The sequence below is a fragment of the Paenibacillus sp. Y280 genome (genome assembly GCF_056786335.1).
Genome location: NZ_JBXCIW010000002.1, coordinates 88,993 through 112,992, shown reverse-complemented (window position 1 = coordinate 112,992; position 24,000 = coordinate 88,993). Strand labels below are relative to the sequence as shown.

General features: G+C 50.2%; 22 protein-coding genes and 1 riboswitch. Of the genes, 21 read left to right on the top strand and 1 reads right to left on the bottom strand.

Annotated features, from left to right (window positions below):
* Positions 1-5 precede the first annotated feature (5 nt).
* Positions 6-449 (bottom strand): FixH family protein, encoded by a 444-nt coding sequence (locus tag AC1TPC_RS03230; RefSeq protein WP_482065435.1) that lies wholly within the window; start codon positions 447-449, stop codon positions 6-8.
* Positions 450-655: 206 nt separating this feature from the next.
* Positions 656-830: riboswitch (cobalamin riboswitch) on the top strand.
* Positions 831-978: 148 nt separating this feature from the next.
* Here AC1TPC_RS03230 and AC1TPC_RS03225 point away from each other — a divergent pair.
* The 21 genes from AC1TPC_RS03225 (at position 979) to AC1TPC_RS03125 (ending at position 23,846) form a co-directional block, all read left to right on the top strand.
* Positions 979-1,971 (top strand): ABC transporter substrate-binding protein, encoded by a 993-nt coding sequence (locus AC1TPC_RS03225; RefSeq protein WP_482065434.1) that lies wholly within the window; start codon positions 979-981, stop codon positions 1,969-1,971.
* Between the two features lie 40 nt (positions 1,972-2,011).
* Positions 2,012-3,013: a FecCD family ABC transporter permease gene (locus tag AC1TPC_RS03220; RefSeq protein WP_482065433.1), complete on the top strand. Its 1,002-nt coding sequence runs from the start codon at positions 2,012-2,014 to the stop codon at positions 3,011-3,013.
* Positions 3,010-3,822: a heme ABC transporter ATP-binding protein gene (locus tag AC1TPC_RS03215; RefSeq protein ID WP_482065432.1), complete on the top strand. Its 813-nt coding sequence runs from the start codon at positions 3,010-3,012 to the stop codon at positions 3,820-3,822. The genes AC1TPC_RS03220 and AC1TPC_RS03215 overlap by 4 nt, the downstream gene beginning before the upstream one ends.
* Before the next feature lie 2 nt (positions 3,823-3,824).
* Positions 3,825-4,895, top strand: coding sequence for a nicotinate-nucleotide--dimethylbenzimidazole phosphoribosyltransferase (cobT, locus tag AC1TPC_RS03210; RefSeq protein WP_482065431.1), 1,071 nt, complete (start codon positions 3,825-3,827; stop codon positions 4,893-4,895).
* Positions 4,896-4,905: 10 nt separating this feature from the next.
* Positions 4,906-5,493, top strand: a complete 588-nt coding sequence (gene cobU / locus AC1TPC_RS03205) for a bifunctional adenosylcobinamide kinase/adenosylcobinamide-phosphate guanylyltransferase (RefSeq protein WP_482065430.1) — start codon at positions 4,906-4,908, stop codon at positions 5,491-5,493.
* Positions 5,493-6,473, top strand: a complete 981-nt coding sequence (gene cbiB / locus AC1TPC_RS03200) for an adenosylcobinamide-phosphate synthase CbiB (protein WP_482065655.1) — start codon at positions 5,493-5,495, stop codon at positions 6,471-6,473. The genes cobU and cbiB overlap by 1 nt, the downstream gene beginning before the upstream one ends.
* A complete protein-coding gene (gene cobS, locus AC1TPC_RS03195) occupies positions 6,455-7,267 on the top strand; it encodes an adenosylcobinamide-GDP ribazoletransferase (RefSeq protein WP_482065429.1) in 813 nt (270 codons plus the stop codon). The genes cbiB and cobS overlap by 19 nt, the downstream gene beginning before the upstream one ends.
* 21 nt (positions 7,268-7,288) lie before the next feature.
* Positions 7,289-8,386, top strand: coding sequence for a threonine-phosphate decarboxylase CobD (gene cobD / locus AC1TPC_RS03190; protein ID WP_482065428.1), 1,098 nt, complete (start codon positions 7,289-7,291; stop codon positions 8,384-8,386).
* Positions 8,383-9,996 carry a cobyric acid synthase gene (locus tag AC1TPC_RS03185; RefSeq protein ID WP_482065427.1) on the top strand — a complete coding sequence of 538 codons (1,614 nt, stop codon included), beginning with the start codon at positions 8,383-8,385 and terminating at the stop codon, positions 9,994-9,996. Before cobD ends, AC1TPC_RS03185 begins: the two co-directional genes overlap by 4 nt.
* The gene (locus tag AC1TPC_RS03180; protein ID WP_482065426.1) at positions 9,993-10,703 is read left to right on the top strand and encodes an adenosylcobinamide amidohydrolase; all 711 of its coding nucleotides are present in this window, start codon (positions 9,993-9,995) and stop codon (positions 10,701-10,703) included. Before AC1TPC_RS03185 ends, AC1TPC_RS03180 begins: the two co-directional genes overlap by 4 nt.
* Positions 10,704-10,732: 29 nt before the next feature.
* Positions 10,733-11,176 (top strand): N-acetyltransferase family protein, encoded by a 444-nt coding sequence (locus AC1TPC_RS03175; RefSeq protein WP_482065425.1) that lies wholly within the window; start codon positions 10,733-10,735, stop codon positions 11,174-11,176.
* A 744-nt stretch (positions 11,177-11,920) separates the two neighbouring features.
* Positions 11,921-13,939: a methyl-accepting chemotaxis protein gene (locus AC1TPC_RS03170; protein ID WP_482065424.1), complete on the top strand. Its 2,019-nt coding sequence runs from the start codon at positions 11,921-11,923 to the stop codon at positions 13,937-13,939.
* A 195-nt stretch (positions 13,940-14,134) separates the two neighbouring features.
* Complete coding sequence (gene corA, locus AC1TPC_RS03165; RefSeq protein WP_482065423.1) at positions 14,135-15,085, top strand: magnesium/cobalt transporter CorA; 951 nt, start codon at positions 14,135-14,137, stop codon at positions 15,083-15,085.
* Between the two features lie 25 nt (positions 15,086-15,110).
* Positions 15,111-15,935 carry a hypothetical protein gene (locus tag AC1TPC_RS03160; RefSeq protein WP_482065422.1) on the top strand — a complete coding sequence of 275 codons (825 nt, stop codon included), beginning with the start codon at positions 15,111-15,113 and terminating at the stop codon, positions 15,933-15,935.
* A 27-nt stretch (positions 15,936-15,962) separates the two neighbouring features.
* The gene (gene hrpB, locus AC1TPC_RS03155) at positions 15,963-18,500 is read left to right on the top strand and encodes an ATP-dependent helicase HrpB (protein WP_482065421.1); all 2,538 of its coding nucleotides are present in this window, start codon (positions 15,963-15,965) and stop codon (positions 18,498-18,500) included.
* 64 nt (positions 18,501-18,564) lie between these two features.
* Positions 18,565-18,855 carry a DUF1294 domain-containing protein gene (locus AC1TPC_RS03150; protein ID WP_482065420.1) on the top strand — a complete coding sequence of 97 codons (291 nt, stop codon included), beginning with the start codon at positions 18,565-18,567 and terminating at the stop codon, positions 18,853-18,855.
* An 82-nt stretch (positions 18,856-18,937) separates the two neighbouring features.
* Positions 18,938-21,022: a HelD family protein gene (locus AC1TPC_RS03145; RefSeq protein ID WP_482065419.1), complete on the top strand. Its 2,085-nt coding sequence runs from the start codon at positions 18,938-18,940 to the stop codon at positions 21,020-21,022.
* A gap of 48 nt (positions 21,023-21,070) precedes the next feature.
* On the top strand, positions 21,071-21,733 hold the full coding sequence (gene modB / locus AC1TPC_RS03140; RefSeq protein ID WP_482065418.1) for a molybdate ABC transporter permease subunit: 663 nt from the start codon (positions 21,071-21,073) through the stop codon (positions 21,731-21,733).
* 65 nt (positions 21,734-21,798) lie between these two features.
* Positions 21,799-22,686 carry an EcsC family protein gene (locus AC1TPC_RS03135; protein WP_482065417.1) on the top strand — a complete coding sequence of 296 codons (888 nt, stop codon included), beginning with the start codon at positions 21,799-21,801 and terminating at the stop codon, positions 22,684-22,686.
* A complete protein-coding gene (locus tag AC1TPC_RS03130) occupies positions 22,640-23,746 on the top strand; it encodes a nitric oxide synthase oxygenase (protein ID WP_482065654.1) in 1,107 nt (368 codons plus the stop codon). The genes AC1TPC_RS03135 and AC1TPC_RS03130 overlap by 47 nt, the downstream gene beginning before the upstream one ends.
* The gene (locus AC1TPC_RS03125; RefSeq protein WP_482065653.1) at positions 23,727-23,846 is read left to right on the top strand and encodes a DUF3221 domain-containing protein; all 120 of its coding nucleotides are present in this window, start codon (positions 23,727-23,729) and stop codon (positions 23,844-23,846) included. Before AC1TPC_RS03130 ends, AC1TPC_RS03125 begins: the two co-directional genes overlap by 20 nt.
* Positions 23,847-24,000 lie beyond the last annotated feature (154 nt).

Genomic DNA, 24,000 nt, shown 5'->3' with positions numbered 1-24,000 from the left:
GCAGTCTAATGAACAGCCTTCAACAATCTGACGATAGTATAGGTTTGAGCTTCTGTCTCAACCGTTAATGTCGCCTTCCATGTGCCAGCCATGAGCGGCACGCCTTCACCTTCATATTTGCCCGGTGAAGCTTCGGTCATTGTAAATGCATAATCCCCGCAAACCATATCCAGCATTTCCAGCTTTACGGATAAGCTGGCTCCCTGCAAGGCCGCGCCAGAGTCATCAGCAAGTTCGATTAGAAAGCTGTTGCCGCGAAGCACTTTGGCCGGATTAGGCGCGATCCACCAAATGGCATGGCCTCTCTCGAAAGTATGCTCCGAAATAGGAGGAGGCGCTTTGTCGCGTTGGCGGAGCCAAGTTAGCGCTAAACCAGCTAGAAGTGCAATGGCAATGAGCAGGAAGACGAATTTATAAAGCGGCGATAGTGATTTATGCTGTGGCTGCATATCGGCTAGTGACCTCCTTTTGCATAAAACGGATTCGTCGTCGTCTTTAGTAATGAAAGAGGCATATTACGTTACCTATGCGGGAATTGTCAGGAGCAGAACGGAGGGAGCTGATCCGATTGGCTTAGCGAGTAATGTTGGACAAAATCCGAGAGACGGTGTATATTAACATCTGATAATTTCATACGTAAAAATAGGTGCTGATGGGAGAGTTTCTGACAATGGGTCATTCGATTGTTGGAAGTCGCTTGCTTGAAGCTTAATAGGGAAGACCGGTGAGAATCCGGCACGGACCCGCCACTGTAAGGGAATGCAGCAGGAGCTAGCCAGCGCTCGCTGTCACGACCAAGTCAGAAAATCTGCCTGTTTGTACATAACACTTTTACCTACGTGGACTTAGGGATCGTGCTTTGGAAAGCCTGCCGCTTCGTTTATTTACTAGAGCGCGTATAAGAGCATTTCTGGCACAATTGCCGGAAATGCTTTTTTTTATTTTATACGAATAAAAAAATTAGGGGTGGAGAACAAGATGAACGGAAAGAACCGCAATATGATGAAGATTCTGTTTGGCTTGCTGTTAACGATGATGCTCGTATTTACAGCAGCATGCGGAGCAAGCAATGGCAATGAAAACAAAGCTAGCAATACACCGGCTAATACGGAGCAAGCTGCTACGAATGAGCCGGCGCCATCGGGCGAATCATCTGGTTATCCGCTAACGATAAAGGATGATACAGGTACGGAGATGACGTTCGAGCAAGCGCCGACCAAGGTCGTTACGCTTGTACCGAGTGAGACGGAAGCTATTTATGCCATTGGCTCTGGGGAGCAAGTCGTAGGGGTTGATGAATATAGCAACTATCCGGAGGAAGCTGCATCCAAGCCGAAAGTAGGCGATATGACGACTAACATTGAAGCCGTAGCAGCGCTTGACCCTGATCTTGTGCTGGCTTCACCGTCGATGAACACGGAAGCGATCACGAAGCTCCGCGAATTGAACATTCCGGTGTTCGCGACTGATCCGCTTACCTATGATGCCGTTATTGCCAAAATCGAAAATTTAGGTCATATTATGAATAAACATACGGAAGCGGCTGCCGTTGCTGACCATATGCGTGAAGTTAAGCAGCAGGTAACCGATGCAGTGAAGGACGCGGAGAAGAAGAAAGTATACCTCGAGTTTTCACCAGGCTGGACAGTTGGTTCAGGCACTTTCCTCGACGAGCTCCTGACGCTTGCAGGCGGCATCAATATTGCAGCCGCATCGCCTGGCTGGTACGAGGTTAGCGCTGAGGAAGTTGTAAAACAAAATCCTGCATTTATTGTATATCCTGCATTGAAGGAGGACCCGAATCCAATCGTTGCTGGTATCGAAAGCCGTCCAGGCTGGGATGTCATCGATGCGGTGAAAAATAAGCACATGCATGCGGTGACGGAGGATCCGCTCGTACGCGTTGGACCACGTCTTGCTGATGGGTTGCTTGAGCTTGCTAAAGTCATTCACCCGGATCTCGTAAAATAATCAAATGACCTATAAATTAGTTTGGTATGGAGGAGCAGCTATGCTCCTTCTTGCTGTTTCTATCGTTGTTAGTCTATCAATTGGATCGGCTGGCATATCCTTGCGTGACGTGTGGGGGATACTTCTTCATCAACTGCCGTGGTTTGCGGATAAGCCTACTTCGTATTCACCCGGACAAATAGCTGTCGTGACACAAGTCCGGCTCTCGCGCGTTTTGCTCGCCGTGCTCGTTGGGGCATGCCTTGCGCTTGCGGGCACCGGCTTCCAAGGCGTGCTGCGCAATCCGCTGGCCGATCCTTATACGTTAGGCGTCGCTTCTGGAAGCTCGGTCGGAGCAGCATTTATGATCTTGTTTGGACTGCAGACCGTGCTTGGCATATGGACGATACCGCTCGTTGCCTTCAGTACAGGAATCGTTACGCTGCTTGGCGTTTTTTGGCTCTCGCGCAACAAGGGCGTCATGCATATTGAAACGCTTATTCTCTCAGGAGTCATTATCCAATCCTTTCTTGGCGCATTCGTTTCATTCATGGTTTCCATGTCGGAGGGTGTTGTCAATCAGATCTTGTTCTGGTTGATGGGCTCGCTTGCTATGCGAAGCTGGGAAAATGTCTATATGATGATTCCGTTTCTGCTTATTGGAATGCCGCTGCTCCTCTCTTACGGCCAGCCGCTCAATTTATTTGTGCTTGGCGAGCGGCATGCAGCGCATCTGGGCATTCGTGTCGAGAGGACAAAGCTTATCGTCTTAATCAGCTCGACGCTGCTCACCGCAGCAGCGGTTTCCGTATCTGGCGTTATTGGCTTCGTAGGGCTTGTAGTGCCGCATCTAATCCGTCTGCTCGTAGGCCCCGACTATCGCTTGATCACGCCTTTGTCTGCAATCGGCGGCGGCATATTCGTCCTGTGGGCAGATACGCTGGCGCGAATGGCATTGACACCCAAAGAAATTCCGCTTGGTGTCGTTACCGCGCTTATCGGTGCGCCTTTCTTCGCTTATTTGCTGCATAGACGGAAGCTGAAGCAAGGAGGGACGATATGATAGAGGCTCATCAAATCGTACAAACGGTGCAGGGAAGGACCGTGCTGAACGGTCTATCCTGCTCCTTTCAAAAAGGACGCATGTACGGTATTATTGGTCCCAATGGCGTCGGCAAATCAACTCTTCTGCAGTTGTTGTCGGGTATCGATCAGCCAAAGCAAGGAGAAGTGCTGCTGGCAGGTCGAAATATCGCTTCATATCCGCGCAAGCAGCTGGCTAAGAAGCTGGCGGTGCTTCAGCAAAGCGGCTTGCCGCCTGTCGGTTTCTCCGTTCGCGAGGTCGTCAGCATGGGAAGATATCCGTTCCAGAACTGGCTAGGCAGCGAAGAGCAGGACTCCGAGCCGATCATTGACAGAGCATTATCTGCGATGGGACTTGAGGAGCTGGAGCATCGCAAAATGGATCAGCTTAGCGGCGGAGAACGGCAGCGCGTAGCGCTGGCTAAGCTGATGGCGCAGGAGCCGACTATTATTTTGCTGGATGAGCCGACAACCTATTTGGATATTGGCTTTCAGGTGCAACTGCTGGATACGGTGAGAGCGTGGCAGCAAGAGCGTGAGCTAACGGTGATCGCCGTGCTTCATGATTTGAATTTGGCATCACTTTACTGCGATGAGCTCGTCGTGCTCCATCAAGGAAAGGTTGCTGCGGCTGGCATTCCGCATGCCGTGTTAACGCCTTCACTTATTGAACGAGTATATGAAACGACAACAGCTGTCATCGCGCATCCCGTTACAGGTGTGCCGCAAATTATGCTTCAACCAAATTGGAATAACGAATCAGTCAGACTTGGCTTGAAGGAGCTATAACAATGGAAACTAATTTGTACATAGCGTTAATGGAAACGATTAAAAAGATTAAACCGTTCAACGATGAGGCTGCGGCGATTGCTTTGCGTCACTCGGATTCTTTGACGAAGCCGCCTGGCAGTCTTGGCAAGCTTGAAGCACTCGCTAGCCAGCTAGCCGGCATCTCGGGTCATTTATGGCCTGACTTGTCGCGTAAATCAGTCATTGTGATGGCTGGAGACCACGGCGTCTGCGAGGAAGGGGTAAGTGCTTTTCCACAGGCGGTTACGCCGCAGATGGTGCTAAACTTCCTGAACGGCGGAGCAGCTGTCAATGTGCTTGCGAGACAAGCCGGTGCGGAGGTCGTCTGTGTCGATATTGGCGTGAATGCGGATTTGGAGCATGAACGGCTCGTAAGCCGCAAAGTTGTTCGTGGCACGGCCAATATGGCAAAGCAGGCGGCTATGACTCGTCAGGAAGCCATTCAAGCGATCATGGTTGGCGTTGATGTTGTGAACGAGCAGTACCGGCAAGGCAGCCGATTGTTTGCGACGGGCGAGATGGGCATCGGCAATACGACGGCGAGCGCTGCGCTTACAACCGTACTGACAGGGCTATCGCCCGAGGAATCCGTTGGCCGAGGAACCGGCATCAATGATGCGAGCTGGCTGAACAAGGTGGAGGTCGTAAAGCGCGCGATTGCCGTTAATGAGCTTTATTCTGCTGATGCAGATCCAATTGATGTGCTTGCCAAGGTCGGCGGCGCGGAGATAGCTGGACTCGTTGGCGTCATTATCGGAGCTGCGGCGAGCGGCTGTCCGATCGTAATCGACGGCTATATTTCGTCTGCTGCGGCGCTCGTCGCATCACGAATTGCCGAGCAGACAATGCCATATATGATAGCCTCACATCTCTCTCATGAGCAAGGCCACTTAAGATTGCTTGAATCGATCGGCTTGCTGCCGATGATGCAGCTTGAGATGCGCCTTGGAGAAGGTACGGGTGCTGTATTATGTTTTCATTTTATTGACGCTGCGCTTCTTCTCATGCAGGAGATGGCAACCTTCGAGAGCGCAGGCGTATCCAAAGGCTAGGTGATGGTTGGTGGCAATACTGGTAACCGGCGGCGCGCGGAGCGGCAAGAGCAGCTTCGCTGAGCAATATGCGATGCGGTCTGCGGCACGCGGCTTATATCTTGCAACCTGCCAGCCCTATGATGAGGAGATGAGAGAGCGGATCACGAAGCATCGAACAGACCGAGACATCTCCGGCTTTAGCTGGAAGACCGCTGAGGATGCCTGCAATGCAGCGGATCTGCTTAATCAATGGGAAGAGCAATTTACCGCTGAGCTTCACAATGGACAAGAGCCGCCTGTTGTGCTGCTTGATTGTTTAACGTTATGGTTGACGAACTGGCTGATGCAAGTGGAGGAACATGCAGGGGAAGAAAATCGTCTGGAGCTCGAAATCGAGAAGCTGCTTAAAGCGATTGCGGGGTATTCACACCCTCTTCTAATCGTTACTAATGAAGTAGGGGACGGCATCGTCCCGGCTTACCCGCTTGGCAGACGTTTTAGAGACGAGGCTGGCCGCTTGAATCAGAGGGTCGCCGCGTTGTGTGAGCGGGTCTTTCTCGTGACAGCCGGTATTCCGATTGAGCTGAAATCGCAGGCTTTTAGGTGGGAGCAATGATGATCCTGTACTCCATAAAGGAGCTGCTTCTGCTTGCAGCGGCGGCGATTGTGATTGATTGGATCGTTGGCGATCCGAAATGGCCGACCCATCCTGTCATATGGATTGGACGGCTCATACGGCTGTTAGAGCGTCTACTAGCGCCTGAGCGCTTGCCAGGGCGAACCGCTGCTGTCAGGCTATTGGGTGTCGTGCTCACTTTTACAACGCTAATGATAAGCTGCGGAACGATGTGGCTGCTTGTGTGGGCAGCGGATGCTGTGCATCCGTGGCTTGGCTATTCGGCAAGCGCATGGTTTATTTCGACAACACTTGCTGTTAAGGGCTTGAAGGAAGCGGCGATGCTGGTTTATCGGCCATTAGTGGAAGGCAGACTGGATGAAGCGCGCAAGTATGTTGGATATATTGTTGGACGGGATACCGGGAAGCTTGACGAGCGGGAAGCTTCGCGTGCTGCTGTAGAGACCGTTGCGGAAAATACGGTAGACGCGCTTGTATCCCCGCTATTATTCGCCTTAATCGGCGGCGCTCCGCTGGCAATGCTTTACCGCGCTGCAAATACGCTGGATTCGATGGTCGGCTATCGGAATGAGAAGTATGCCGATTTTGGCTGGTGCTCGGCTCGGACTGACGATGTGCTTAATTTTGTTCCCGCTCGGTTAACAGGCGTAATGCTTACGATTTCGGCCTTTTTTTTGCCTCGAATGAAGGCAAGGCAAGCTGCGCGCGCGATTCGATCATTCGCGCATCTGCATCCCAGCCCAAACAGCGGCATTCCGGAATCTGCGGTAGCAGGCGCGCTAGGCATAGAGCTCGGCGGTACCAATATATATTTTGGCGTATCAAGCGAACGAGCGAGAATGGGCTGGCCAACGCGTTCATTGCAGCCGGATGATATTGTACATACTGTACGCTTGTTGTATAGCGTTAGCTTTATTTTGTTTATAGGAGTGATTGCAGTATGGTTCGTCGTGAGTTGAAGCTGCAAGCTCAAGCACTTATCGCTGCCTTACAATTTTTAACGCGATTTCCGGTTCCGTTGACTGTTCCGTTTCAAGGAGCGGTTCTGTCGCGGAGTGTCGTCTATTTTCCGCTTGCAGGAGCACTAATCGGCCTCTGTCTCGCAGCTTTCTCTTGGGTGCTCACTTTATTCGCGCCGGCGTGGCCAAGCGCTGTTATCGTGCTCGGCTTATGGACAGCATTAAGCGGAGGGTTGCATTTTGACGGCTGGATGGATACGGCAGATGGCGTACTGAGTCATCGTACACGCGAGCGCATGCTCGAAATCATGAAGGATAGCCGGGTAGGAGCGATGGGCGTCATTGCCGCTGTGCTTCTGCTGTTATTCAAAGTGTCCATCTTAGTTGAACTATTCGAACCCGATCAGTTAAAGCTGTATTGGCCGCTGCTCGTAATCGGCCCGATTTGGAGTCGCGCTTGGATGAGCGCCGCTATCGCTTTCTGGACGTTTGCACGGCATGGAGAAGGAATAGCGGTATTATTTAACGAGGTTAAAGGCAGACATGCCGCTGCTTCTATGATCGTGGCAGCAGTTTGCACGGGAATCATTTTGTGGATCGCAAACATAGATTTGAGTATATCGCTAGTCTATCTGCTGCTTGCAGCCTTGATTACATACAGCGTCGGCAGTTTGCTTGCGGCTTACTTAAGCAGGAAGCTTGGCGGTTTAACCGGAGATACATATGGGGCAATGAATGAAGCGATTGAAGCAGTGCTGCTTTTTGCAGCGGTTATTTGGATGCAAGCTTACTAACATAAGGAGTTGGGTTCGAAAATGTTGGAGAGGTACGGACATGGGGGCGATTTAAGGACCGCGGAGGAAGCCTTCGGAATGGCAGCGCAATCATTTATTGATTTCAGCTCGAACATGAACCCGCTAGGTCCCCCTGAAAGTGTAAAACAAGCGCTGATGGCTTATGCGGACATTATCGGGCAATATCCAGATCCTGCCGTTCGCGGTTTGAGAAGAAAGCTGGCTGAGCGGCACCAAATTGATGAGCAATCCATTGTTGTTGGCAACGGCGCAGCGGAATTGATCGATTTAATCGTGCGCGCGCTGCAGCCTAAATTAACGACGCTTGCTATTCCATGCTTTGACGAATACGGGGACGCTATCCGCAAAATCGGCGGGGCCGTATATGAAATCAAGCTGTCATCGGAAAATCAATTTGAATTGCATTTGGAATTGGAGCATCTTCGAGGAGCAGCAGCAACAGGTTCATTATTTATGCTTGGATCTCCTAATAATCCGACAGGTCAGCTTGTTGATCCAGCACTAATCCGCATGCTGCTGAGTAAAGGGGCATACGTTGTCATTGATGAGGCATTTATGGATTTTGTCCCGGAGGAATCGCGATTCAGTCTCGTTCAGGAGGCAACGAGGAATGAGAAATTGTTTGTGATCCGCTCGATGACAAAGTTTTTTTCCATCCCCGGCATTCGGCTTGGCTATATCGTTGGCATGCCAAGAACGTTAAGCGGCTTAAGGCGGTTGCAGGTGCCTTGGAGCGTCAATTCGCTCGCGCAGCTGATCGGCGAGTCGGTGCTTGACGAGACGGATTATGCGGAGAGAACGATGATGTGGCTGCATGAGGAGAGGCCTTGGCTCATTAAGGAGCTGCAAGCACTCGACTTTGTTGTTAATCCGAGCGTGGCTAATTATTTGCTCATTCGTATCCCGAGTGAGGCTGAGCTAAGCGCCAGCATGCTTCAGCTCGAGATGGGCAAGCTTGGCATCCTTATACGTGATGCATCAAGATTCGCCGGTCTAGATCATACGTATATTCGGGTTGCCGTAAAGCTTCGCAAGCAAAACGAACAACTGGTAGCGGCATTAAAACAATGCTTGCTGCAAAATCGTGGCGGCAAATGAGTATAGCTGATGAATTTGCAGCAGGCGCTCAAAAATCTCTAGGCCGCACGATCATGATTCAAGGTACGGCATCGGATGTAGGCAAAAGCTTAATAACAGCTGCGCTTTGCAGAGTTTTTAAAAATGATGGCTGGCGAACGGCTCCTTTTAAATCGCAAAATATGTCGCTGAACTCCTATGTGACATGGGATGGCAAGGAAATAGGCCGCGCGCAAGGAATGCAGGCAGATGCATGCGGCATATTGGCGACGACAGATATGAATCCGATCCTGCTGAAGCCGACTGGAGAAATGGTATCGCAGGTCGTTGTGCACGGAAAACCGCTTCGCGACTATGAGGCGACTGAATACCGCGAAAAATATTTGCCTGCTGCTGGCGCTATTGTGCAGGACTCGTTGCGGCGTCTGCGGGAGGACTATGATATTGTCGTCCTGGAAGGGGCAGGCAGTCCAGCTGAAATTAATTTAAAGGACCGAGATATCGTCAATATGCGAATGGCAGCTTGGGCAGACGCTCCCGTCATTCTGGTTGCCGATATTGATCGTGGCGGCGTATTTGCCTCTATTGTCGGTACGCTTGAGCTGCTGGAGCAGGAAGAACGAGACCGCATAGGCGGTTTTATTATAAACAAGTTTCGCGGCGATGTATCGCTGCTTCAGCCTGGGCTGGATTGGCTGGAAGCGCGTACAGGCAAACCCGTAATAGGCGTCATGCCTTATATGCCTGGCTTAGAGCTGGAGGATGAGGATTCGCTGTCTCTTAGCAAGCAGCATTCACTCGTCCCAAAGGAAGAGACAGATCAGCAGCGAGAATTGGATATTGCTGTCATCCGGCTGCCTCGGATTTCGAATTTTACAGATATGGACCCGCTGCGCTTCGAGAAGGACGTACAGCTTCGCTATATCGAGCATGCAGGTCAATGGGGCAGTCCTGATGCCGTCATTCTACCCGGGAGCAAAAACACGATCGCGGATTTGGAATGGCTGAAGGAAACAGGTCTTGCCGAATGGGTACAGAAGCATGCTTATAGCGGCGGAGCTGTAGTTGGCATTTGCGGCGGATATGAGATGCTTGGCGCGCGGCTGTACGATCCGATGAGCATCGAATCTTCTACTCAGGAAGCGGAGGGGCTGGGCTTTTTTCCATTCGAAGTCCGCTTTACGGAGCTGAAAAGAACGGTTCGCGTCGAAGGCGCTAGCCGATTCCATGGACATGCGTTATCTTCTGCCATTGAGGGTTACGAGATTCATATGGGTGAAATCGCATGGCTTTCGCATGAAGATTCCGATTATCAGCCTTTCCAAGTCAGAGAACATCAATCAGGGGTTGAGGATGGAGCATCATCCGAGTATGCTGCCGAAGGCGCAAGCAAGGCTGACGGGAAGCTGTGGGGAACGTTTATTCATGGCATTTTGCATAATGATGATTTTCGCAGGCATTGGTTAAATGGATTGAGGGAATCGAAAGGGCTTACCAGCTTACCTGCTGAGCTGCGTTTTCAAGAAAGACGCGAATTGGCATTTGATCGTTTAGCGGAGCATGCTTGCCTTTATCTTAATATGCCGCTTATATATGAGCTGCTTGGGCAGTCGAAGGAGGAGGCGCGATGACTCAGCCATTTCGCAAAGGACACCGTTATGACTCGGCCGTCTGGTCAGGAGTAATGCTAGAGCTGCTGGAGGACAGGATTGAAGCAAGCATTCCCGAGAAGCTGTATGCGCTGAGCAGCGCCGTTCATCCGGGAGGGTTCTCCGATGCGAGCCGCATCGTCAACTGGAAGGTGCCGCTCGCTTATCGATGCGATGATCCTGTGCGTGATATAATACGGCAATGCGAGGCATGGGGCCATGATCCAGCACTTACGATTGGTCTGTTAACTGCGGCGAAGCTGACTCACGCCTCTGTAACCGAGCTCGAAGGTGATAAGTTCAAGCTGTTATGCTGTACGACTGTCGGCACTCGAAATGCAGCAAGAGCAGGCTTGCCGCGCAGCACCTTCTCCGCTTACACGCCGGGTACGATTAATACGATACTTTTGATCGATGGACAGATGACAGAGTCTGCGATGGTAAATGCCATCATAACCGCGACAGAAGCGAAGACAGCCGCGCTCCAGCACTTAGGCATCGTCGAGAAGGAGACCGGCAACTCTGCAACTGGAACGACGACGGATGCTATCGTCATAGCGGTGAGCCAGGCGGATAGCTGGAATGCGGTGCACGCATACGCAGGCGCAGCGACAACGATCGGCTGCACCATCGGCGAAGCGGTTTATGAGACGGTGCTTGAAGCAACGCGTACGCAGCACGAGGACTAAAGAAAATACCCGATTCGGTGGTGAGGAAATTGGATATTTTGATACGGAAAGCAGCAGATTCAGATGCAAGCCTCCTCGCTCGAATGAATAAAACGCTTATTCAAGATGAAGGCAGTCGCAATCCGATGACCATCCAACTGCTTGAAGAAAGAATGCGTGGATGGCTAGTTAGTGATTGGGAAGTTGAGGTTTTTCAAATAGATACAGTGATCATAGGATATGCTGTTTACCGATTGACGATTGATGAATATTTTCCGCAAGAATCATTTGTATACCTTAGGCAATTTTATATTATGAGCGAGCATCGCGGCAAAGGCTATGGCAGCACCGTATTACATCACTTAATCAACCATTCCTTTCCCCGCGATGCTAAGGTTACGATAGAAGTATTAGCCTCAAATCCGCGAGGTTATAATTTCTGGTTGAAGTTTGGATTCATGCCCCATTATACTCAGATGATGCTGACGAAATGATGCAACATGTATACCATCTTGCAAGGTGAAAACGCATGTCCATTTATCTTCTTCCTTATCGTAATGGCAATTGTCGAGCTTACTGATGTCCCTCTGCCCCTTCTTCGATTTTCCCTTACGATACGCGCTGTACTTGACCAATGCCTCAAGCACTTCATTCTCTAGGTAAGCATATACATAGAAACCTCCTTTCGAAGAAGGTGGGGTGGTGCCTCCATTCTTTGTTTTTTACAGATTTTAAAGCATTGAAGAGGGTGCCCCAAAAGCCTATGGCTTTTAGGGTACACTCATTTCCGCTAGTGGAGCGACTATTTGCCCATTTCGCGGGTAGCGCGCCGATGATAAGTCTACTTTCTAGACCTAGTTCCGTAAATCGTCCTAATTTATTTGAAATAGATCTAGTTTCTAGATCTATTCCGTTGGCGAATCGCACATCCTTCCCCATTGGCGGGTTGTGCGCAATCAAAAAGCTTTCTTTAAAGGTCGATAACCTTTGAGACACCCCCTTTTTCTTATGCCTGATAGGCTATGATGCTGCATAAAAGAAGCGATGTTACATCTGCTGATATGATGAAATCTTCCGATTTTTTAAGTTAAAGAAGATAAGTTGATACCTTTGACTCTATTATTTTTACAATCTTGAAATATATGAGTCGAATTATGTCGACATATAAAATGATTCATTATATACTACACTTGCAAATATATAAGAGATAATCCAATTATGTGCAGGGGGGGAATGCCATGAAATCGCTGTCAAGGTTTTTGGGGTTTCAGTCAATAACAGGGAAGTTTATGTGGATAACAGGTCTTTTCATGCTTGCTTTATTTGCCACCTTGTTTGTGTGGCGGTATGGCCAAGTAAGTGCTCCTATTAATTCGCAATTTATGGACAAGGGAATCAGTCTTACATTATCGCTTGCGGGAACGATTGAAAGCATTACCCAGCAAGATTTGAGCAACGGCGTTACGCTTAAAGACGGCAAATATATCTCAGGTGATCAGTTGAAAGGTATGTTATTTGACGATAGGCTGTCATTAATACCCGAAAGTGAGAAGGCAGCCCAAACCCGTCTAAAGGACCCGGAATATGCGGCTGCAAAGCAAACCTTGTATGACGGTTCTGAAATTCCTTTATGGAAGTATGAATTAAAGTACGAAAGCGTATTTGATGACTATACGGATCAGCGTTGGCAAGGCATAATCGACAGTTATTTGAGAAGCGAGACCGTTGTGTTCGCGCTCCCCGTTTTTTTCTCGAACAAGAAGGAATCTGCGGGTTACATCCCAACGCATAATACGGTGTATAGCCCAGTTGGCGATGAATCCAAGGATAAGTGGGGCAGCGTGGGGCTTTTAAGTCAAAAATATAGGGCAAACCGAATATTTAACGATGTCACAGGCTACAACGCAGCGGCAGTCACCGATAAAGTTAAACCGTTAGTACAAACCTATCCCAGATTGATAGATGGCAAAGTTGTTACGATGTGGGATATTTCAGCACCTCTATATTTTGAAGGGAAGCATTGGGGAGCTGTCCGGGTTGCCATTTCCAAACAGATAGCAGATGGGGTCATTGCGGAACAGCGCATGCAAATTTTAATCCAGTACTTGTGTATGTTCGTCATCATTATGTTGGTGCTGTTGGTACTGTCTGTATTATTGGTAAAAAGTAAAATGACCCGCTTGACTGCCAAGACTAAAAGTATGTTCGCTAACGGTCGCGTAGATTTGACGGAGGAGTTCGAAAGTAAAAGCAAAGATGAGATTGGACGATTTTCTTCCGAAATGAATCACCTGCTGGATCAATTGCGGCATCTGGTGTTTTGCATTCAAAACGTCTCCTCTGAAGTAACGGATTCTGGAAGAAAGCTTAAGGGAGATGTTGCGGCTACGCAGCAATCGGCGAAAGTGTTTTACCATAAAATTGATGAAATTAGCAGTGGGGCTAATCAACAAGCGGTAGGAGCCCAACAAGGCGCCATTGCATTGAACGAGATGGCTAATGGCGTTCAGCGGATTGCAGAATCGATAGGCGATATAGCAAGCTCCTCTCATGACACCTTATCGCAGCTTCAAACAGGCATGAATCATATTCAAAATGTAATCGGACAGATGAATAACCTTCTGACATCTACTCTAAGTACAAAAGAAGTTATTCTAATCTTGCATTCAAAATCTGCCGAGATCGGAAAATTTGCTTCGTTTATTACGGATATTTCGAATCAAACGAACATCTTATCGTTGAATGCATCGATTGAAGCTAGTCGCGCAGGCGAGCACGGGAAAGGCTTTCAGGTTATTGCTTCTGAAATTCGAAATCTGGCCATACAGTCCAAGGCATCATCAGATCGGATTTTAACGATGATTCAAGAAATACAATCTTATGTGGATATAGCGGTTTCTTCTATGACGGCAAACTCAAGCGATGTACAAGAAAGCGTAGAAGTCGTCAATCAAGTAGGTGAATCGCTTGGTAAAATTGTATTTGCCACTCAATCTGTCACGAGCCAAGCTGAAGATGTCTCTGCGACCGCTGAAGAGCTTTCCGCAAGCGTAGAGGAAGTAACTGCAACAGTTGATGATATGGCCTCCATTTCTGAGGAATCCGCCACACATATTCAATCTGCAGCATCAACCTATAAAGAGCAATTGCACGTAATGGAAGGAATCATGCAATCCGCAGACGATTTAAATGGTCTGGCTGAACGGCTTGAGGAAGAAATTCGAATGTTTAAGATTGACGAAAACGAAACGAAATAATTGCATTTTTTTAAAAAAATGATGAAATGCTGTCTCTCTTTATGGGGCAGCATTCTTTTTTTTAGGGAAATGAACAGCCCTAGATTCAAAAAAATAGTTGAATAACTATTAAACCAACGCTCATTTCATGTAAAATGGATAAGTTGAACAACCTATGATTAATTACTTAGTATGGTGAATGGGAGGACGTATCCCGTGATACGGATTATTGGCTATACGAAACAAAAGGAATGGTTGACGGATTTGACGATGGAAGAGTTGAAGTCTGCTGATCTTGAATGGTATTGGGTAGATTTCAGCGATCCAAAGGAAGAGGAATGCAGGCTGCTCGATTCCTTTTTTCACTTCCATCCGCTGGCGATTGAGGATTGCTACCATTTGCTGCAGCGTCCCAAAATCGATCATTACGATGATGTGCATTTTTTCGTGCTGCATGAGGTTGAGCGGAAGACATTGACCGTAAACGAAATCAATATGTTCCTTGGTCCGCAATTTATTGTAACCTTTCATTATGAGCCATCCCCTGAAATTGACGAAGCACGAAAGAAGCTGATGTGCAGCTCAAAGATAGGTGATCACGGCCAGCTATATGCGGCATATTTAGTTATGGACAAGCTGGTGGATCAATATTTCCCTGCTGTTCATGAGCTGGAGGACCAACTGCTCGATATGGAAATCGGCGGCGACGAAATGCAAAGCAAGACGGCGATGAGCGATATTTTCAACATTCGTTCCCGCCTGCTCAGGCTTCGCAAAACGATCGTGCCGATGCGTGATTTGCTGTACCGAGTGACAAATTCGGAGCGTATTGAAGGGCTGGGCCAATACCTCGCCTTTTATCATGATATTTATGACCATCTGCTGAAGCTGTCCGAAATGATGGATTCAAGCAGAGAGATGACGGCTGATCTGCGGGACAGCTACATCTCGTTTAATTCGAACCGGATGAATGCGATTATGAAGACTCTTACCGTTATTACGACGATATTTATGCCGCTTACGTTTTTGGCAGGCATTTATGGCATGAATTTTCATAATATGCCTGAGCTCGAATGGGAATGGGGGTATTTTGCCGTCATTACGGTCATGCTCGTCATTGGCGTAGGCATGTATGCATGGTTCCGCAAAAAGGGTTGGTTTAAATGATAATAGGCAAGGAGAATTACGAGAAATGGAAATGAAAGAGCCTGCTCGGATGAGCAAAAAACAGCTGCTTGCGGTTATCGGCATATTGGTTGGGATCGTAGCTTTACTTGGAATTATGCTTTATTTCATGATAATGGCTCTTGGCAACAAAACGGCTGCTGATCCGTTAGCTGCGGAGAAAAACCTGCATTATACCTATCTTTCAGAGACGTCCGCTAATGGGATAAAGCTTCATGTGTTGAAGACGAAACCTGCGTTCGTAACGCTGGAGACGATCAATAATAACGTTACGCTTGCGGGTAAGGTAGGCATTAACGGCGGATTTTTTTATGGCAATCAGCTGCTTAGCATAGGCATGGTAGACAGTCTGCCGGTTAACAAGGAGATTGGCAATTTCGGAACAGGGAATGAAAATGTGAAATATGCGCGCGGAACGCTGGTGTGGGACGGCGCTTCGGATGCCTTGAGCGTACAGGTTGCCAGCAATGCTTCCGAGCTGAAGGTGAAGGATCATACGCGATTCTGGGCGCAGGGCGGCATTAGCATGAGCCTCGGCAATGACGATCAGTGGGTTCAGCAAACGTTAAATGAAAATGCGCCGTTTCCTGATGATGATCGGCTGCGCTCGGCGGCAGTGTACGACAGTGCGGGCGCCATATATCTCATCGTGAGTGAAACGAAGGGCTCGTTAGCCGTTTTTCGGGAAGCGATTGTGTCCAGTATTGGCGACGGCAAGCTGGTTGACGGGATCTTTCTAGATGGAGACGGCTCCTCGCAGCTATTCAGCAGAGAGGCAGCCTTGCCTGGCGACAATAGGCCTGTCGTGCAAATGCTGCGAATTGTGAAATAGATGGAGATAGGTAAAGGAGTTATCAGCATGAAGCAACTGCAATTGCCGATTGATGCGGTATTGCCTGAGCTGCTGGAATCGCTTCGCAGCGGCGTCAATGCCGTGCTTGTGGCGGAGCCGGGAGCAGGGAAGACGACGCGCGTTCCGCTTGCGCTGCTTGATCAGCCGTGGCTCTCCGGCAAAAAGATCATCATGCTGGAGCCGCGCAGACTGGCTGCGCGCTCCGCTGCGCAGTTTATGGCGAAGTCGCTAGGCGAGCAGGCAGGCGAGACAGTCGGCTACCGCGTTAGGCTCGACTCGCGGGTTGGCCCTCGAACGCGCATCGAAGTCGTAACCGAAGGTGTCCTCACACGCATGCTGCAAGAGGACCCGGCGCTCGAACAAGTCGGAGCTATAGTGTTCGACGAGTTCCATGAACGTCATTTGCATGGCGATCTTGGTCTTGCATTATGCATGCAGTCTCAGCAACTGCTGCGAGAGGAGCTGCGCTTAGTCGTCATGTCAGCCACGCTCGCAGCGGAGCCGATTGCCGAGCTGCTTGGCGGAGCCCCAATCATTCGCAGCGAAGGGCGCGTATTCCCTGTTGCGACGTATTACGCGCCAGCTAGGACTCCAGGACCGATTGAGACTCCTATGGCGAGGACGATTATGGAAGCACTTCGCGCACATGACGGGGATGTGCTCGCTTTCTTGCCTGGCGTCGGAGAAATACGCCGCACAGCAAGGAGGCTGATCGAATTAGGCCTTCCATCCGATGTTCGGATTGAGGAGCTTCATGGCAGCTTGCCGCTGGAGAAACAGGATGCAGCCGTTGCGCCATGCGCTTCTGGAGAACGAAAGATCGTGCTTGCGACCTCGATCGCGGAATCCAGCTTGACGGTCGAAGGCGTTAAGATCGTCGTGGACAGCGGCCTTATGCGCGTGCCGCGTTTTTCTCCGAGAACGGGCATGACGCGGCTGGAAACGGTGCCTGTCTCTGCGGCGTCGGCTGACCAGCGCCGAGGCCGAGCGGGTCGACTAGCGCCTGGCAGCTGCTACCGGCTGTGGACGGAGCTTGAGCATCCTTATTTGCCTGAGCAAAGCAAGCCAGAGCTTCTGGAGGCGGATCTAGCAGCGCTTGCGCTAGAGCTGGCGATTTGGGGCATAGAAGATCCGCAAGAGCTCGAATGGCTAACGCCGCCACCCGCGGCTGCCTATGAGCAAGCCAAAGCGCTGCTTCGGCAGTTGAACGCGACTGATGACAGCGGGAAACCGACAGCAGCTGGCAAGGCGATGGCGCAATTTGGTTTGCATCCGCGGCTTGGAGCCATGATTTTGCAGGCATCGGAACTTGGAGCAGCCAGAGTGGCATGCGAGGTTGCAGCCTTGTTAAGCGAGCGTGATCTCCTTCCTCAGGAGCGCAATGTGGATGTCCAGCTGCGCTTAGAGCTGCTGTGCCGCTTGACTGGTCGGGCTGCGGGTGCGGGCAACGCCTCGCATGGCGGCAGCGCGCAGCATCCTAGCAGCGGAGCCGCTTACCGCATAGCGGCGCAAGCCGATCAATGGGAGCGGCTCGTCTCGAAGCAGCCATCAGCTCAAAACTCAGAGGAGAACAGGAATCAAGTACCGCTTGGCGTTCTACTCGGCCTTGCATACCCCGACCGTATCGCACAGCGGCGCAGCGACGGCCGTTATTTATTGGCGAACGGCAGAGGCGCGGTGCTGCCTGAGCTGCAGCCGTTATCGCGGTCGCCGTACCTTGCCGCTTGCGAGCTGGACGATGCCGGAACAGAAAGCCGGATGCGGCTTGCTGCCGAGCTGAGTCTGCCGATGATCGAGCAGTATATGGGAAGCTATATCTCGAACGAGGATGTCGTGGAGTGGGATGCTGAGGCTCAAGCGGTAAGAGCGAGGAAGCGTGCTCGGCTAGGCTCCATCGTGCTGAAAGAATCGATCTTGCAGAAGCCAAATGAAGATCAGGTAGCGGACGCTTTAATAGCGGCTATCAAACATGCAGGCTTTGTTATGCTGCCGATGAGCAAGCAGGCGCAGCAGCTTAAGGCTCGGATGAAGCTTATGGCTCTCGCAGGCGAGGATTGGCCGGACGCTTCCGACGAAGCGTTGCTGGAATCGGTTGAGCAATGGTTGAAGCCTCATATCTACGGGATGAAGAGCCGTTCGGATTTGCAGAGACTGCCGATGCTGCAGCTGCTGGAGGGCAAGCTCAGCTGGAAGCAGAAGCAAGAGCTGGATGAGCAGGTGCCGACCCACATCACGGTGCCAAGCGGTTCGCGCATCCCGATTGACTACAGCGATCCGGAGTTGCCGGTGCTTGCGGTTCGATTGCAGGAGCTGTTCGGACTTAAGGACACTCCGCTGCTCGCGAGAGGGAGGCTGCCGGTCACGCTTCATTTATTGTCGCCGTCGCAGCGGCCAGTCCAAGTAACGCAAGATTTAAGAAGCTTTTGGGAGAATGCTTATTTCGAAGTGAAAAAGGATTTGAAGGGGCGTTATCCGAAGCATTATTGGCCGGATGATCCCTATTCAGCCGTACCGACGAATCGGGCGAAGCCGAGGAATACGTAACGTTTCTCGGCCGAAGCCCTTTGAATGAGGCAGATTCTTTTCAGAGAGGATGTGGTTTGAGGTTATGGCCTTTTATATACTGATTGTTTATTTGCTATTGATTAACAGCTATACCTTTGCCTTGATGGGCGTTGATAAAAAGAGTGCCAAGAAGCAGCGCAGGCGCGTGCCGGAAAAACGGCTGTTTCTGCTAAGCGCGATCGGCGGCGCGGGAGGCACTTGGCTTGCGATGAAAGCTTGGCGTCACAAAACGAAGCATCGCACCTTTACTATAGGCATTCCTTTTCTGTTTGGACTTCATTTATTGCTCATCATTGGAGCTGTATGGCTCATTGGAATGACCGTAAACTCTTGATTGCTTTGAGAAGCCGTCCTATGGTATATTGGGGCTTCTCTTTTTTAATTTCCTGCCATCCAAAACTTAGGAGGTAACTGACATGACGACCGTTCAAAGTGCCTATCAAGACGAGCAAGAACGATTAACCGAATCATTGCGTGACATCATAGCTCAGCTTCAAGCCATCGGCCCGCGCTACAAAGGCGATGATTTTACGGAGCAAATGCTCGATTTGCAGCAAGAGGAACGGAGACTGCGGCTTGAAATTTCGAAGCGTGAGCCTTATTTTGGCCGCATCGATTTCCAGGAGCTTCCTGCCAACGAGCAGAAGCCATTATATATTGGAAAAGCAGGCGTCGCCAAGCAAGGCAGCAACGAGCTGCTCGTTATCGACTGGCGCGCTCCGGCAGCCAGCGTGTTCTATTCCTTCACAGGCGGCGAGGCGCCTGCATCCTATGAATCGCCTGATGGAGAGATTGAAGGCTATGTTCATTTAAAGCGGAATTTCATGATTCGTCAGGGCGAGATTGTCCGTTTGGTCGACAGCTACGTGCGAGGCCAGGTGGAAGGCTCGGTCACTGACGAATTTCTATTATATCGGCTTGGCGAGAACAAGGATAATAAACTGCGGGATATCGTCTCGACGATACAGGGCGAGCAGGACAGAATCATCCGTGCCGATCGCAACAAGGCCTTGTTTATTCAAGGGGTAGCGGGAAGCGGTAAAACGACCGTAGCGCTGCACCGCCTTGCCTTCCTTCTCTACCAATATGCCCATCGGATGCGGGCGGAACGGATGATTATTTTCGCGCCAAACCGCATGTTTCTCGACTACATATCCGGCGTGCTGCCAGAGCTTGGCGTCGGAGACATTCAGCAGACGACCTTTAGCGATTGGTCGTTGGAGCTGCTGGAGAAGACGATAACGGTCAGCGATCCTTCTGAAGCGATGGCTTACTGGTTCGAAGAGCGTCGGACCGCTGATGAGATCGAGCATGCTTCCGGTCGCTTTAAAGGCAATTTGGCTTTTAAAGCTATCGTCGACGAGAGGATAGCCGATTTCGAGCAGCGAATCGTACCGATTACGTCATTTGTGCCGATTGACGGCCTTGAGCTGTCTCCGGTGCTCATGCGTGAATGGTACGAAACCGATTATGGCGATGAGACGCTTATGAAGAAGCGCGATCGGCTCGTTAGCCGGATCAGGCGCTGGTTCGAGTCGGAGCTGAAGATGAAGGGAATCGTCGATAAGAAGATACGGGCGAAGGCGCTCGCCAAGTTTAACAGCTTTACAAAAAAAATTCCGGCCTATACATCCGTCCAGCTCTATGCATCTCTCTTCAGCGGCAAACAGCTCGCAGGCGGCATTCCGAAGCCCATTGCAGCTGCTACGGCGGATCGGCTCAAAAAGGGCATCGCTGCCGCCGAGGATTTGGCGCCGCTAGCGTATATCCAGCTCCAGCTGTTCGGATTGCCAAAGCAGGCATTCGATCATATCGTCATTGACGAAGCGCAGGATTATTCTCCCTTTCAGCTTGAAGTGCTGCGCCTCTGCCAAAGAACGGCATCGATGACCGTGCTAGGCGATCTGCAGCAAGGCATTCATGCTTATACCGGCGTGCAAAGCTGGTCTGAGCTGACAGCATTGTTCGAAGAGGAGCAGATCGGCTTCTATGAGTTGAATCGAAGCTATCGCTCGACGATGGAAATTATCGAATTCGCTAACAAAATATTAGGCAGCATGACCGGCGGCGTGAAGCCTGCCGTACCTGTATTCCGCAGCGGCGATGCCGTGACAGCAGAGCCGATTGCGAGCGAGAAATGGCTAGCTTCGCTTGAAGCAACCGTTCGGGATTGGCAAGCAAAGGGCGAATACGAAACGATCTCTGTCATCGGCCGTACGGCGCTAGAATGCGAGGACATTTATCGGCATTTGACTGATCGCGGCTTGGACGCATCGCTTGTGCAAAGCAAGCAGCCCGCTTATGGCGGCGGCTTGTCGGTCGTTCCGGTCTATTTATCGAAAGGGCTGGAATTCGATGCGGTGCTGATTGCCGATGCAAGCGATACTGCTTATACGCCGCTTGATGCGAAGCTTCTCTATGTCGGCTGTACGCGTGCTTTGCATATGTTAAAGCTGTTTTACCGCGGAAATCTCACATCTTTGCTGGGCGAATACGCCTAACTTCGATATAATAGGGAGCATTATAACGTCTAACCGGAGGCTTGCGACATGAATTGGGACGTATGGCTGCCGCCAGTAGTGCTTTCTTTAAAAGTATCACTATTTGCAAGCATCATAGTTGCTATAATCGGAATGCTGGCCGCTCGCTTCATGACGCAGCATTCCTTTAAAGGAAAAAGCATCATAGAAACGATATTTATGCTGCCGCTCGTTTTGCCTCCAACCGTTGTTGGCTTCATTCTGCTTCTTTTGCTTGGACGTGGAAGCTGGATCGGACAGGCCTATGAATGGTTATTTGCTCAGCCCATCGTTTTCTCATGGATCGCCGCGATTATCGCGGCGGTCATTGTTGCGTTTCCGCTCGTTTACCAGACGATGAAGGTCGGCTTTCTTTCCGTAGACCGGCATTTGGAGGATTCGGCACGCTCCGCTGGCGGAAGCGAGCTGCAGGTGCTGCGCTTTATTACGCTGCCGCTAGCCAAGCATTCACTGAAAACTGCGTACTTGCTTGGATTTGCGAGAAGCATCGGCGAGTTTGGCGCAACCTTAATGATTGCTGGCAATATTCCCGGGCGTACGCAAACGGTTCCGACCGCTATTTACATTGCAGTGGAGACAGGCGATACCGGGATGGCATGGGCTTGGACGATTGCGATCATCGCTTTTTCCTTTGTCATGCTGCTGTTTACGGGGCGGAAATTGGAACAATAATGTGAACGAACGAATCCGATTGCGGAATGTCAGCGTATTACATGCGGAGAAGGAGAGTGATTTAGATGCGGTCTTCTAACGAGACGGAAGAGGAATTGCAATCAGCATTGCGCGAGATTGCGGTGTGGGAGAGCAGCCAGAAGGATATATGGTTTTGGGAGAAGCTGGGACGGCTGCCGTTTATGCTGCTCGATAAAGTAACGCCAAAGTTTATTCAAGAGAAGATTGGACAAGCGGTTGACGAGATTGGGAGCTACATTCAAACCGGGGGGAAATATCTCATTTCTGAACGCTCGGTCATCGGACGCATGCAGCGCAACGCGGACCAGGCTGCCGCCATTTCCAATGGGGAAGAGGAACAGCTTGCGATTGAAGACGTTGCAGCGATGCCGCTATCGGTCATGAATAAAAGCGCTGAGCAATTAGCCTCAAGCCGCTCGACGATTGCAACGCTCCAGGGCGCGACGACAGGCATTGGCGGTATTTTTACGCTGGCGGTTGATATTCCGGCTGTTCTAGGTCTATCTTTAAAGATTATACAAGAGATTGCGATCTGCTATGGCTTTGATCCCAAGCTCAAGGAGGAGCGCATCTTCGCCGTTAAGGTTATGCAATTCGCTTCTTCTGATATTGTCGGCAAAAAAGCGATTTTGGAAGAGCTGAGCGCTTATGACAAAGCGAGCCGCAGCAATCAAATGATGTCGCAGCTGCAGGGCTGGCGGGAGGTCGTCACGGTTTACCGCGATAATTTTGGCTGGAAGAAGCTGTTTCAAATGATCCCTATAGCAGGAATGCTGTTTGGAGCTTTTATTAATCGAGGCATGCTGAAAGATGTGTCGGAAGCGGCAACGATGCTATATAGAAAGCGCAGAATAATGTTAAAGCTAGCGGAGAACGAGGCGAGTGATGATGTCAACGACAACGACAACGACAACGGCAAAGAAGATAGCTGAGCAAGCAACTGCTTTTTTGGGCGAAGCTTACTATGAGCTAGGAAAAAGCGAAGAGGAAGCGAAGCGCCGAATCGAGCAGGTTTTGGAGCAAATTGAGCAGACAGGTGTCTACTCCCATACCTATGAGGAGCTGAAGCATGGCGCGAAAATGGCTTGGCGGAACAATAACCGCTGTATCGGCCGTTTATTTTGGCAAACGCTTGAAGTATTCGATGCTCGCGATGTGGTGGATGAGATCGATGCGTCAAATCGCATTTTCAAGCATATGAGCTATGCAACCAATAATGGACGAATTCGTCCGGCGATAACGATTTTTCCCGCGAACCATTCGCTTAACCGCTTGCGAATATGGAATCATCAGCTTGTTCGCTATGCGGGTTACCGTAAGGAAGACGAAATCGTAGGCGACTCGGCTTCGCTTGCCTTTACCGAAGCTTGCCAGAAGCTTGGCTGGAATGGCGAAGGCACAAGATTTGACGTGCTGCCGCTCGTCATTCAGATGGAAGGGAAAGCGCCGCAGTGGTATCCATTGCCTAATGAAACGGTGCTGGAGGTGCCCTTAACGCATCCTGAGATTATCGAATTTCAGCAATTGAAGCTGCAATGGTACGCCGTACCTTTTATTTCGGATATGGAGCTTGAGATCGGCGGCATTACTTATGCCGCAGCTCCGTTTAACGGCTGGTATATGGGAACGGAAATCGGCGCAAGAAACCTATCGGATACCGACCGCTATAATCAGCTGCCTAATGTCGCCAAGCTGTTCCAGCTCGACACAACGACGAATACTTCGCTCTGGAAGGATCGTGCGTTAGTGGAGCTGAATGCTGCCGTCCTTCATTCGTTCAAAAAGCTAGGCATCAGCATCGTTGATCATCATACGGCTGCCGAGCAGTTCCTTCGCTTCGAGAAGCAGGAGCAGGATCAAGGCAGAGCAGTGACCGGACGCTGGTCATGGCTCATCCCGCCAATGTCGCCCGCAACGACAGACCTCTGGCATCGCAGCTTTGACGATATAGAGCGGACGCCAGCTTACCGTTATCAGGCTGCGCCGTATTAAGCCTTTTTTTACAAAAGTACGATATGGGGTCGAAGGCGGGATTGATGAATCTTTTCCTGCACAAGCTGCTGCAAAGAAGATCGAGATCATGAAAGAATAGTGCAATAAAACGACGGTAGTCCAGCGACTTTTCAACAAGTCCTTGACTGCCGATTTTTTTTATAAATGTTCATTTTGTCATTGATTGAAAGGCTTATTTTAATCAAAGCCATTCTTGCTTCTGATTTAAATTCGTAAGAATGGTTGAAATTAGT

Excerpts from the sequence above, each read along its gene's own strand:
- AC1TPC_RS03230 (WP_482065435.1), bottom strand. The coding sequence starts at position 449 with ATGCAGCCACAGCATAAATCACTATCGCCGCTTTATAAATTCGTCTTC.
- AC1TPC_RS03225 (WP_482065434.1), top strand. The coding sequence starts at position 979 with ATGAACGGAAAGAACCGCAATATGATGAAGATTCTGTTTGGCTTGCTG.
- AC1TPC_RS03220 (WP_482065433.1), top strand. The coding sequence starts at position 2,012 with ATGCTCCTTCTTGCTGTTTCTATCGTTGTTAGTCTATCAATTGGATCG.
- AC1TPC_RS03215 (WP_482065432.1), top strand. The coding sequence starts at position 3,010 with ATGATAGAGGCTCATCAAATCGTACAAACGGTGCAGGGAAGGACCGTG.
- cobT (WP_482065431.1), top strand. The coding sequence starts at position 3,825 with ATGGAAACTAATTTGTACATAGCGTTAATGGAAACGATTAAAAAGATT.
- cbiB (WP_482065655.1), top strand. The coding sequence starts at position 5,493 with ATGATCCTGTACTCCATAAAGGAGCTGCTTCTGCTTGCAGCGGCGGCG.
- cobS (WP_482065429.1), top strand. The coding sequence starts at position 6,455 with ATGGTTCGTCGTGAGTTGAAGCTGCAAGCTCAAGCACTTATCGCTGCC.
- cobD (WP_482065428.1), top strand. The coding sequence starts at position 7,289 with ATGTTGGAGAGGTACGGACATGGGGGCGATTTAAGGACCGCGGAGGAA.
- AC1TPC_RS03185 (WP_482065427.1), top strand. The coding sequence starts at position 8,383 with ATGAGTATAGCTGATGAATTTGCAGCAGGCGCTCAAAAATCTCTAGGC.
- AC1TPC_RS03180 (WP_482065426.1), top strand. The coding sequence starts at position 9,993 with ATGACTCAGCCATTTCGCAAAGGACACCGTTATGACTCGGCCGTCTGG.
- AC1TPC_RS03170 (WP_482065424.1), top strand. The coding sequence starts at position 11,921 with ATGAAATCGCTGTCAAGGTTTTTGGGGTTTCAGTCAATAACAGGGAAG.
- AC1TPC_RS03160 (WP_482065422.1), top strand. The coding sequence starts at position 15,111 with ATGGAAATGAAAGAGCCTGCTCGGATGAGCAAAAAACAGCTGCTTGCG.
- hrpB (WP_482065421.1), top strand. The coding sequence starts at position 15,963 with ATGAAGCAACTGCAATTGCCGATTGATGCGGTATTGCCTGAGCTGCTG.
- AC1TPC_RS03150 (WP_482065420.1), top strand. The coding sequence starts at position 18,565 with ATGGCCTTTTATATACTGATTGTTTATTTGCTATTGATTAACAGCTAT.
- AC1TPC_RS03145 (WP_482065419.1), top strand. The coding sequence starts at position 18,938 with ATGACGACCGTTCAAAGTGCCTATCAAGACGAGCAAGAACGATTAACC.
- modB (WP_482065418.1), top strand. The coding sequence starts at position 21,071 with ATGAATTGGGACGTATGGCTGCCGCCAGTAGTGCTTTCTTTAAAAGTA.
- AC1TPC_RS03135 (WP_482065417.1), top strand. The coding sequence starts at position 21,799 with ATGCGGTCTTCTAACGAGACGGAAGAGGAATTGCAATCAGCATTGCGC.
- AC1TPC_RS03130 (WP_482065654.1), top strand. The coding sequence starts at position 22,640 with ATGATGTCAACGACAACGACAACGACAACGGCAAAGAAGATAGCTGAG.